Source organism: Paenarthrobacter sp. PH39-S1, from assembly GCF_030063245.1.
GTDB lineage: Bacteria > Actinomycetota > Actinomycetes > Actinomycetales > Micrococcaceae > Arthrobacter_M.
The window spans coordinates 1-10,490 of sequence record NZ_JASISR010000064.1 but is presented as its reverse complement, the minus strand read 5'-3'; the positions used below and the strand labels follow the sequence as shown (position 1 = coordinate 10,490).

The 10,490-nt window shown below is 62.8% G+C and carries 10 protein-coding genes and 2 pseudogenes; 6 read left to right on the top strand and 6 right to left on the bottom strand.

The features are described from left to right. On the bottom strand, positions 1-230 hold a 230-nt coding region (locus QMG52_RS20875), incomplete at its 3' end, for a hypothetical protein (RefSeq protein WP_283562333.1). Positions 231-357: 127 nt separating this feature from the next. On the opposite strand from QMG52_RS20875, the gene QMG52_RS20870 reads away from it, so the two are divergent. Next, positions 358-1,455: a DUF8462 domain-containing protein gene (locus QMG52_RS20870; protein ID WP_283562332.1), complete on the top strand. Its 1,098-nt coding sequence runs from the start codon at positions 358-360 to the stop codon at positions 1,453-1,455. Positions 1,456-1,752: 297 nt separating this feature from the next. On the opposite strand, the gene QMG52_RS20865 is transcribed toward QMG52_RS20870, so the two are convergent. Further along, positions 1,753-1,971: a hypothetical protein gene (locus tag QMG52_RS20865; RefSeq protein ID WP_283562335.1), complete on the bottom strand. Its 219-nt coding sequence runs from the start codon at positions 1,969-1,971 to the stop codon at positions 1,753-1,755. Here QMG52_RS20865 and QMG52_RS20860 point away from each other — a divergent pair. Beyond that, on the top strand, positions 1,876-2,187 hold the full coding sequence (locus QMG52_RS20860; protein WP_283562334.1) for a transposase: 312 nt from the start codon (positions 1,876-1,878) through the stop codon (positions 2,185-2,187). The two genes, QMG52_RS20865 and QMG52_RS20860, sit on opposite strands and share 96 nt — an antisense overlap. A 242-nt stretch (positions 2,188-2,429) precedes the next feature. Here QMG52_RS20860 and QMG52_RS20855 read toward each other — a convergent pair whose 3' ends face one another. Further along, positions 2,430-2,630: a hypothetical protein gene (locus QMG52_RS20855; protein WP_283562331.1), complete on the bottom strand. Its 201-nt coding sequence runs from the start codon at positions 2,628-2,630 to the stop codon at positions 2,430-2,432. 180 nt (positions 2,631-2,810) lie between these two features. On the opposite strand from QMG52_RS20855, the gene QMG52_RS20850 reads away from it, so the two are divergent. The 3 genes and pseudogenes from QMG52_RS20850 to QMG52_RS20840 all read left to right on the top strand — a co-directional run. Beyond that, positions 2,811-3,851, top strand: coding sequence for a hypothetical protein (locus QMG52_RS20850; RefSeq protein ID WP_283562330.1), 1,041 nt, complete (start codon positions 2,811-2,813; stop codon positions 3,849-3,851). A gap of 335 nt (positions 3,852-4,186) precedes the next feature. Next, a pseudogene (locus tag QMG52_RS20845) lies at positions 4,187-4,336 on the top strand (IS110 family transposase); the annotation flags it as partial. Positions 4,337-4,341: 5 nt separating this feature from the next. Next, positions 4,342-6,150 (top strand): annotated as a pseudogene (locus tag QMG52_RS20840) (peroxidase family protein); the annotation flags it as partial. Between the two features lie 393 nt (positions 6,151-6,543). On the opposite strand, the gene QMG52_RS20835 reads toward QMG52_RS20840, so the two are convergent. Then, the gene (locus tag QMG52_RS20835; RefSeq protein ID WP_283562329.1) at positions 6,544-6,906 is read right to left on the bottom strand and encodes a cupin domain-containing protein; all 363 of its coding nucleotides are present in this window, start codon (positions 6,904-6,906) and stop codon (positions 6,544-6,546) included. A 735-nt stretch (positions 6,907-7,641) separates the two neighbouring features. Here QMG52_RS20835 and QMG52_RS20830 point away from each other — a divergent pair. After that, positions 7,642-8,730 (top strand): IS630 family transposase, encoded by a 1,089-nt coding sequence (locus tag QMG52_RS20830; RefSeq protein WP_283562328.1) that lies wholly within the window; start codon positions 7,642-7,644, stop codon positions 8,728-8,730. 9 nt (positions 8,731-8,739) lie between these two features. On the opposite strand, the gene fbaA is transcribed toward QMG52_RS20830, so the two are convergent. Together fbaA and QMG52_RS20820 are read right to left on the bottom strand one after the other, a co-directional pair. Next, positions 8,740-9,759, bottom strand: a complete 1,020-nt coding sequence (gene fbaA / locus QMG52_RS20825; protein WP_283562327.1) for a class II fructose-bisphosphate aldolase — start codon at positions 9,757-9,759, stop codon at positions 8,740-8,742. A 171-nt stretch (positions 9,760-9,930) separates the two neighbouring features. Next, entirely contained in the window at positions 9,931-10,404 is a 474-nt protein-coding gene (locus QMG52_RS20820) for a ribose-5-phosphate isomerase (RefSeq protein WP_283562326.1), read from the bottom strand. Positions 10,405-10,490: the final 86 nt, after the last annotated feature.

Genomic DNA, 10,490 nt, shown 5'->3' with positions numbered 1-10,490 from the left:
ATGGAGCCTCCGCCCACCCGACACGACAACCGGGCTTTTGTCATGCCCGGACCCAAAAGTTGCCGAAATTCACGCCCCCGCCAGAATTCCGGCCTCAAAAAGCCACTACTCGCGGATCCGGGTCTGAGATCCTCCAAGCGGGGCTCGAACCCTAGCTGCTCCAGGCTTAAGCCAGTCAGCCCCTCGCCGACGTGCAATGCATGCTCGACGTAGTTCTCGTCCCGGGTCATGGGCTGATGCTACATGCTCGCTCCGACAGCAGCCGCTGCAAGAACTGCATCACGCCAGGTAGCGCTGATATGGTTACAGAAGTTTCACCACTTTCACCAGTTTCACCTACTTTCACCCGGAGGCTTGATGCAGAATCCTTTCAAACCGACCGCCGGAGCCACCCCCCCAGTGCTGATCGGGAGGGCCGGGCTCTTAGACGAGTTCGAGTACGGCCTGCAGCAAGGCTCCGGTGCGCCCGGGCTTCTGACCATCATCACCGGGTCCAGGGGCATCGGCAAAACAGTTATGCTGAGCGCAGCAGAAGGGATCGCGAGGACTCACGGCTGGGCCGTAATCTCCCGAACCGCCAACCCAGGTTTCTTCGCCGGTATTGGCGACGACATGCTTGGCTTTGTCGAGGAACTCGGAGACGGGCCCCCAGCACGGAAAATCACAGCATTCTCCGCTGCAGGGTTTGGACTGACAACCCAGCTCCCTCCGGAACGGACTGCGGACTGGCGCCGGATCGGAAACGAACTTCTTCGGTTACTGGACGCAAAAGGTACAGGCCTGGTTATCACCATTGACGAGATACATGCGGTCGATCGGACAGAAATCTCCCAACTGGCCGCTGACGTCCAGCATTTCATCCGCGACGGGCTACCCATCGGCCTGATCTTCGCCGGCCTGCCATCCGCCGTATCCGACCTGCTCAACGAAGGCGTGGCTACCTTCCTGCGGCGCGCCGACAGGATCAATCTCCACGAGGCAGCCATCGCCGAAGTCACCGCATCCTACAGCGAGCTCTTCAGTGACGGAGGCATCACGGTCACCCCGGAACTCATCAATGAGGCCGCGGAGGCTACCGAGGGCTACCCGTTCCTCATTCAGCTTGTTGGCTACTACCTCTGGTTGGAGGCAGGAAAGGCCAGTTGGAAACTGGACGAAAGCAGCGTTCACAGCGCCATCACCGCCGCCCAAAGACGGAACACATTGGTAGTCGTAGAGTCAGCACTGTCGGACATCTCGGACAAAGACCGCGAATTCCTTGACGCCATGGCCGTTCAGGAGGGACCCTCGGCGGCCGGTCAGATAGGGAACATGATGAAGGCCAAGCCAAACGTGGTGTCCAAATACCGTAAGAGGCTCATCGCAGCGGGCCTGATCGAGTCAGCCGGCTATGGCAAGGTGGATTTTGCAATCCCCGGACTCCGCCAATACCTACGCGAAATAGCTTCCGCCTGAAGCAAGTTGACGAAAGTTCCGTTATCGGCGTTGAAGTAGGACGAGTAAAAATAGTGGAAGTCGTGCTGGCCCCTCTGGCGAACACCTGCAGGGTGGCGACCCTAGTCTTGCGGAGAGCGTGCGCCTCTCCTCCCAACTGAGTTCGTGCAGAACCTCGCCTTAAAGGGGTTCACCGGCGTCTTCTTCCCATAGTTAAATTGCATCCACGGTTCTTATCTCTTGCTTGCAAGTGATGCCGTGACGAAGGCCCCGGGTGTTGGCGATCACCGTCGGGGCCTTCCCTCTGACGGGGTCTCTTCAGTTACTTTTTCTCAGCCGTTCGGCCTTCTTCTTGGCCAGCTTCTCGGTGATCGTGCCGGCCTTGCGGTCGAAGAGCCGATCGACGTGCCGCGGGACACCTGATTGACGTTCGACCCGCAGATCGTCAAGAAACGGCAACGGAGGGGTGATGGGAGTCGACGAGATCGTGTTGTCGCTGAGCGTGAAGGGCCCACGACGTGGGAAATCGCGGCGCACTTCGGCGAGGTGTTCGGCGCCGGGGTCTCAAAGGACACCGTTTCGAGGATCACCGAGAAGGTCACCGGCACGTCCCACTACAGCACGGACCACAAATCCTATCCGTCCCGATGGCCACGGCGGGTCCGCTCCTGCTCCGCCATGGCGGCGCAGGCACTCCTGCCGGCGCTCCAGGGCGGTGCGAAGCACGCCCGTGCTGGCGTTATAGTGACCTGACGGACCTCCGGCCTTCCGGAAATCAACCGCCGCTGGAACCCTTCGAAAACCCGCACGAGGACTACAGCATGGGCCCGCTGGTCGAGTCCATCAGCCGCAGGTTCGGCCGGGGCGCGACCGGCGTGGAAAGGACCGGCATGGACGGGACATTATCCCACCCCGCTACACCACGCACAGGGATGAACGCCGGGTGGTCCTGCGGAGTGACCGGACTGCCGTGCGTTCAGAAGCCCCGCAACGAGTCAGTCCACAAACTCCGACTGGATCTCGATGAAATCCCAGTCAGCTTCCGTCAGGACCGCCTGCGGGGTGCCCGGGCGGGGGCCTCCCGCTTGGGCTATTGCCTCCATCACGGACAGCGGAACCTCCCCGGCCCGGAGGTTTTCGCGGAGCCACTCTTTGCTCCTCAGGTCCAGATCAAGCCACCACATGTGAATCTGCATGGCACGCCGCCTTTCTATGGACACCACGCTAGGCCCGCCGCACGCCGAATTCAAGAGTGCGACGAGACTCATGAATAGTGCTCACGAAATGGGGTGCGTGCCTCATTTGGGAAATGCTCGCGAAACGGATCCAGCTCCGGGGTGCTGCTGGGACCATGATGGATGGGCCAGGGGTTGTCGTTGTCAGCGCGCAGGGAGATCACGAAGCAGTCCGCGGCGGAGTATGCGCGGGCGACGAAGAAGGGCAAGGGGCAGATCCTGGACGAGCTGGTCGCCGTCACTGGCTGGTCGCGGGCCAATGCCCGGCGCGCCTTGTCCACCGCGCTGAAACGCAAGACTCCGGTCCGGAAGACGAAGCGGAAGCCCCGGCGGCGGACCTACGGATACGACACGCTGACGGCCCTGATCAGGGTCTGGCGGCTGGCCGGCATGCCGTCGGGCAAGTACCTCGCGTCGACCATGGGCCTGTGGCTGCCGAAGCTGGAGGCCTACGGTGAGCTGAAGAGTGTGCGCTTCAGCCCGGAAGTCCGGGACCTGCTGATGGCGGTCTCCGGGGCGACCATCGACCGGCTGCTCCGGCCCACCCGGGAGGGGATGGCGCCGAAGGGCCTGTCCACCACGAAGGCAGGCAGCGAGCTGCGCTCGAGCATCGCGGTGCGCCGGGCCGGCCAGGAACACGAGCAGGTTCCGGGGTTCATCGAGGCGGATCTGGTCGCGCACTGCGGCCCTGCCCTGGTGGGTGAATTCGCCCGCACGCTCACCGCCACCGACGTGTTCACCGGCTGGACAGAGAACGTCACGATCCGCAACAGCGCCTACAAATGGATTCTCGGAGCGATGGAGACCGTGGCCGGGCGCCTGCTGTTCACGATGGTTGGTCTGGACGTCGATTATGCCGAGGAAAACGCTAAACCGAGGGACCGTGCTGTGGGCCATGTTCTGCGGGGAATTGGGATTCTTTCCTCGGCACAAGACCCGCGTCTACGACAAACCTCGGACGCCCTATCAGCGGGCCATCGGCGCCGCCGTCCTCTCGCCCGCGAAGTCAGCCGAACTCGCAGCACTGTTCAGCGCGACCAACCCGGCAGATCTCACCCGCGGAATCACCGACATCCAACTCCAACTCATCAGCCTCGCCGGCGAAAAGACCCAGCGATGCGTCAGTCACCCGCGCGAGCAAAAATACGTGAGGCACGCACAAGCGTTTCGCGAGCATCTTGACGTGAGGCACTACGGAGTGCGCGTTGACTCGTAATAAACCTCCGCGAAGGGGCAAACATTGACCCTCTAATGGGTGGTGGCTGGCCTGGTGCCTGGCTGGCAGGATTGCTGCCAGTCCTGCTGGACGTGACTCTCCTTGGCTCTGACCCGGTCCCGGTGTCTTTTTTATGACCTGTCCGTTCGGTGGGGCTGGCGCCGGCCTGTCCTCTTCCGATGGCTTGATAGAAGGTCGTCCAGGGTGACACCTGTGACTCATTAGAGAGCTGCCTCGAAGAACCCTTCCAGGCCGGCGCCAGTTCACGGCATCATCTTCTTCCGGAAAGGAAAGACCCGCACTGACCATCGTTGCAGAAGAATATGGCCACGTCATCGGCGTGGACACGCACGCCAGGACCCACACCTACGCGATCGTCGACACATCTACCGGTATCTGCACGGCAACCGAATCGTTCCCCACCACGGCGGCTGCCATCCGCCGGGCCATCGTCCGATCGCGCATGACAGCGTGACCTCGCACGGCAGCGAGAGCGAGAACCCGGCGATCGACTCGCCGCAACCCAAGGCGCACCGGCCGCGGACGAACGCGGACTGGTGGCCGAACCAGCTGGACCTCTCGGTTCTCCATGCGGACCACCCGGCAGGCAACCCGCTCGCCCCCGGCTTCAGCTACCGGGAGGAGTTCCAGAAGCTCGACGTCGAGGCGCTTAAGCAGGACATCATCGAGGCCCTGACCACATCGCAGGACTGGTGGCCAGCGGACTTCGGCCATTACGGCGGCCTGATGATCAGGCTGAGCTGGCGCGCTGCCGGCACCTACCGCGTCCACGGCGGCCGCGGCGGCGCGGGCGACGGCAGCCAGCGCTTTGCCCCGCTGAACAGCTGGCCTGATAACGCCAACCTGGACAAGGCGCGCCGGTTGCTGTGGCCTGTAAAGCAGAAGTACGGCCAGAAGATCTCGTGGGCGGACCTGCTGGTCCTCGCGGGCAACGTCGCCCTGGAGTCGATGGGCTTCAAGACCTTCGGGTTCGCCTTCGGCCGCGAGGACGTGTGGGAGCCCGGGCAGATCTTCTGGGGGCCGGAGGATACCTGGCTGGGTGACGAGCGCTATATCGGCGAGGGCACCATGGCGGCCGAGGTCGGCTCCACTGAGATGGGGCTGATCTACGTCAACCCCGAGAGCCCGATGGGCAACCCCGATCCGAAGCTCGCTGCGGCCTTTATCCGTGAGACCTTCAAGCGGATGGCGATGAACGACAGGAGACCTTCGCCCTGATCGCGGGTGGGCACACCTTCGGCAAGACCCACGGCGCCGGTGACGCCGACGCGCACGTTGGCCCCGAGCCGGAGGGCGCGAACCTCGATGAGCAGGGTCTCGGGTGGGTCAGCACCTTCGGTAGCGGCAAGGGGGGCGATACGATCACCTCTGGGCTGGAGGTCACCTGGGCCGATCGGCCGACGGAGTGGAGCAACCGCTTTTTGGAGATCTTGTTCGAGTACGAGGGGGAGCTCACTAATAGCCCTCGGCCTCGACCTTCCGCAAGACCGATAAGCGCGGCGGCGCCAACGGGGCGCGCATCCGCCTGGAGCCCCAGCGCAGCTGGGAGGTCAACCAGCCTGAGCAGCTGGCGGCTGCGCTGCAGTCGATCGAGACCGTGCAGCAGCAGTTCAACAACGGCCGGGATGGTGGGAAAAAGGTCTCGCTGGCAGACCTGATCGTCCTTGGCGGTTGCGCGGCCGTGGAAAAGGCCGCCAAGGACGCGGGCTTCAATATCACCGTGCCCTTCACGCCGGGTCGCACCGACGCGTCACAGGACCAGACGGACGTCGAGTCGTTCCAGTACCTGCAGCCGCGGGCGGACGGGTTCCGCAACTACATGCGGCCCGGCGAGAAGCTCCAGCCGGAGACGCTCCTGCTCGACAAGGCCTACCTGCTGGACCTCTCCGGGCCGGAGATGACAGCGCTGATCGGCGGCATGCGTGCCCTCGGCGGCAACGTAGGTGGCTCCGCCCACGGGGTCCTCAGGACCGGCCCCAGGTCCTGACGAACGACTTCTTCATCAACCTGCTCTCGCCCGGCACCCGGTGGAAGGCCTCCGAGACGGACGAGAACGTCTACGAAATCACCGACGTCGCCACCGGCGAGCTGAAGTGGACCGCCACACCTGTCGACCTGGTCTTCGGCTCCAACTCCCAGCTCCGAGCCGTGTCGGAGGTCTACGCCAGCGAAGACGCGAAGGAGAAATTCGTTCACGACTTCGTGGCGGCCTGGTCGAAGGTCATGGAACTCGACCGCTTCGACCGGCGCCGACCAAAACGTCCGGGGCCGGCCGCAGAAGCAGCCGGCCCCGGAACAGTCGGCCAACGGCGTCCAGGAGACCGCGGACGCTGGACGCGGCCTGCCGCCGGATGCCTGCCAACCCGTGTGGGACGACGTCCCGCTCAGTTGTCAAACAACGGGAGCAGCCCGGCCAGCGTGCACCCCGCCGTGACCATGCGGATCTCGGCCCGCACCGCCCGACTTTGATGGAAGCGGTGGCCGGATATCTGGCTGCGCCTCGCCCGGTTTGGCGTTGCCCATCAAATTGTCCAGAGATTATGCAAAATCCGTTGCCCACGGCCTTGGCGGGAAGGCCCACTCACGATCGCAACCTGTCAGGCCCGGGATGCACGCCGGGCCTGACACGGTACGCGGTTAGGCGTTGAAGATCACGAAGAACTTTCGGATGCGTTCCTGGATTTCCCAGGTTCCTTTCCACCCGATTGGGAAGAAGCCGGCGCTTCCGGCCTCAAGGGTGACCGGTTCACCGCCATCCTCGGTGACTACCATGCGTCCTTCAAGGACGTGGATGACTTCACCGCGGTCCAAGAACTCCCACCGCGAGAGGCCCGGTTCGGCCTCCCAGACTCCGGAGAGGATGCGGGAGTCGTCGCTGGTAAAGGGAATGCCAATTCTCGTAGGAATCTCGTCGCCCAGCACCTCGGCCAAGGGAGGGCCGAGCGGGGATTCGTCCAGTTTCCCCTCGAAGAGCTCGGTGGGTTGGAAGGTTTTGGTCATTGGATTTACCTTTCTGCTGTGCTCGCCGTAGCGTCCGGCGAGCACGTGGTGATTGCCACCGCCCGAGCCAAGCGGCGGTTGAGCCTTCGGCGGTCAATGGGAAGGATTCCGTCTATTCACTTCTCCTCCCTGACATCCATCCTCCTGTTATTGGCGGGAAGGGAAAACACCTATTCAGGATGGTTTAAACTAGCTTTTTTGGTAGGGACTGCATGCTTGGTGCGCCGTCCGCCGTCCGCCGTCCGCCGTCCGCCGTCGAGCAGCCGGGAGATAGCGCCGGCGGATGGCCGCGTGGCCTCACTGAACGTTCGACGCCAGGGGTAGCATCCGTGCGGGAGGTAATTGGCCGGGCAGTGCCGTTCAGCTTCTCACTTGCCGGTCTGAATTCCTGCGGTGAGGCCAGTGTGTGCCCATGCGGAGCCCCTCTTACTGATCTCGCATGCCACTGGGTGAGGCAGGTTTCGTAGTCCGCGATCTGCGCGATGCGGCGCTTGTGCCGGGAATCATGAGTGAAAGGCTCTTGAAGGAAAAGCACCGCGAGTCGGAGGCACTCTTCCAGCGCGTGTTCGCGGGCGCCTCGTTGATGAATCCTACAAATTTGGACCGATTTTAGGGCATATGGACTTCAGTGCTTGTAGGTTTTCAACACAAAGAATTACGAAAATCGACTACTGACCCACGCACCTAGTGGTGTGTCTCCCAAATAAGTATAGATTTGGGTGTTAAGGTTGGGATATGTCGAATTTTGCTCCCGCTTTGGTGGTTTCCGACGTTCAGCGCGCCCTGCTGGAAACGCTTTCTAAATCCCAGACGGCATCCCACCGGGAGGTGCAGCGCGCCCAGGTTTTGCTGATGGCCGCCGAGGGCCTGGCCAGTGAGTGGATCGCGCGGGTTGTCGGGATCAGCCCGGCAACCGTGCGGTCATGGCGGGCCCGTTTCAGCGAAGAGGGCCTCGCCCATTTGGGTGACGTCCGTCCAGGGCGTGGCCGCAAGCCGGTTATCCCGCAGTCAATTGTCGATCAGATCGTTGAGCTGACAAGGAATTCCAAGCCCGAGGGGCACACGCACTGGTCGGTGCGGACCATGGCCGCGAAAGTCGGGGTGTCGCCGGCCCAGGTACAACGGATCTGGGCCGCCCGGGATCTGAAGCCTCATCTGGTGGACTCGTTCAAGCTCTCCAATGACCCGCAGTTTGAAGAGAAGCTCATCGACGTGGTCGGCCTGTACCTGAACCCGCCGGAGAAAGCGATCGTGTTGTGCATGGATGAGAAATCCTCCATCCAGGCCCTGGACCGCACGCAGCCCTCCCTGCCCATGACGAAGGGAAGGGCAGAAACAATGACGCATGACTATAAACGCAACGGCACCACGACATTGTTTGCAGCCCTGGACGTGGCGACCGGGACAGTTATTGGCTCCTGCCTCCCCAAACACCGCCACGAAGAATTCCTGACGTTCCTGAAAACCATCGACAAGGAAGTCCCGGCAGGAATGGACATCCACCTGATCCTGGATAACTACGCCACCCATAAGCATCCCGCCATCAAGGCCTGGCTGACGAAAAATCCCCGATTCCAGCTACATTTCACCCCCACGTCATCGTCCTGGCTCAACCTCGTCGAGCGCTGGTTCCGGGAGCTGACGGACAAAGCACTGCGCCGCGGAGCCTTTCATTCCGTGCCCGACCTGATCACCAAGATCGAGGAATACCTCACCGCTCACAACACGGAGCCCAAACCCCTGGTCTGGACCGCGACCGCAGCCTCAATCCTAAAGCAGGTAGCCCGCGGCCGCGTAGCCCTCGAAACCATCAAACAAAACTGAGACAGACCGCTAGAAGGTCTCGCCTGCGGAGCCCAGCTGCTGGGTTGCTTCGACGATCCGGGCGGCGAGGCCGGCCTCGGCGGAGGCGCCCCAGACGCGGGGGTCGTACAGCTTCTTGTTGCCCACCTCGCCGTCGACCTTCAACACGCCGGCGTAGTTCGTGAACATGTGGTCCACCACCGGACGCGTGTAGGCGTACTGGGTGTCCGTGTCGATGTTCATCTTGATCACGCCATAGGAAACGGCGTCGGCGATCTCCTGGTCCGAGGAACCGGAACCGCCGTGGAACACGAGGTCGAACGGGCTGCCCTTGCCGAGCTTGGCGCCCACCTGCGCCTGGATGTCCTTAAGGATCTCCGGGCGCAGCTTCACACCGCCCGGCTTGTACACACCGTGCACGTTGCCGAAGGTCAGTGCCGTAATGTAACGGCCGTTCTCGCCGGCACCGAGGGCTTCGATGGTGGCCAGGGCATCCTCGACCGTGGTGTACAGCTTGTCGTTGATGGCGTTTTCCACACCGTCTTCCTCGCCCCCGACGATGCCGATTTCAACTTCCAGGATCATCTTCGCGGCGGCGGTGCGCTCCAGCAGTTCGCGCGCGGTGCTCAGGTTCTCATTCAACGGCTCATGCGAACCGTCCCACATGTGCGAGTTGAAAATCGGGTTGCGGCCGGTCTTGACCTCGGCCTCCGAAGCTGCCAGCAGCGGCAGAACGAAGCCGTCCAGCTTGTCCTTGGGGCAGTGGTCCGTGTGCAGTGCGATGTTGACGTTATAGTTCTTGGCCACTTCACGGGCGAACGCGGCGAAACCGAGCGAACCAGCCACCATGTCCTTCGTGGAGGCGCCGGACCAGTAGGCGGCACCGCCGGTGGACACCTGGACGATACCGTCGGACTCCGCCTCGGCAAAGCCGCGCAGCGCAGCGTTCAGCGTCTGCGAGGACGTGACGTTGACGGCCGGGAACGCATAGCCGCCGGCCTTGGCACGGTCGATCATTTCGGCGTAGATCTCTGGGGTTGCAACGGGCATGCTGATTTCCTTTGCTTGTGGGAGTGGGCTTCGGTCAGCCACTCGCTTATCCGGGAGGGGCTGCCCGGGAATGGGGATTGCGTGCGCGCCGGCAGTGACGCCGGCGCACACGCAATCGAGCGGATCTCACCCCGAATGACCGCTTTCAGCCCTGGAAAAATCACCGTCGGGTTATTCGGCGATCTCGCCGGTGGTCTCGTAGGTGGCGATCTTGTTGATGCGGCGCACGTGGCGCTCGGCATTGCTAAATGGTTCGGCCAGGAATGCCTTGATCAGTTCGGTGGCTTCCTGGACGGTGTGCTGGCGGCCGCCGACTGCGACAACGTTGGCGTTGTTGTGTTGACGGGCCAGTTTGGCGGTGTCCAGGTTCCATGCCAGCGCGGCACGCACGCCTTTGACCTTGTTCGCGGAGATCTGCTCGCCGTTGCCCGAGCCGCCCAGCACTATCCCGAGGGCGTCTACGCCTGCGGCCTGGTCGGCCACGACGGCGGACGCGGCCTTGATGCAGAATGCCGGGTAGTCGTCCTCGGCGTCGTAGGCCTTGGGCCCGTGGTCTACCATCTCGTAGCCGCTGGCGGACAGTGCGGTGATGAGGTGGGAGCTAAGTTCCAGGCCGGCGTGGTCGGTTGCGATGTGAACGCGCATGAGTGGGTCTTTCAGGCTAATTGGGGCGGGGTGCGGTGTTGTTGGGGTTGAAGGCGAGTTGGCCGTTTGCGCGTAGTGACTCGATG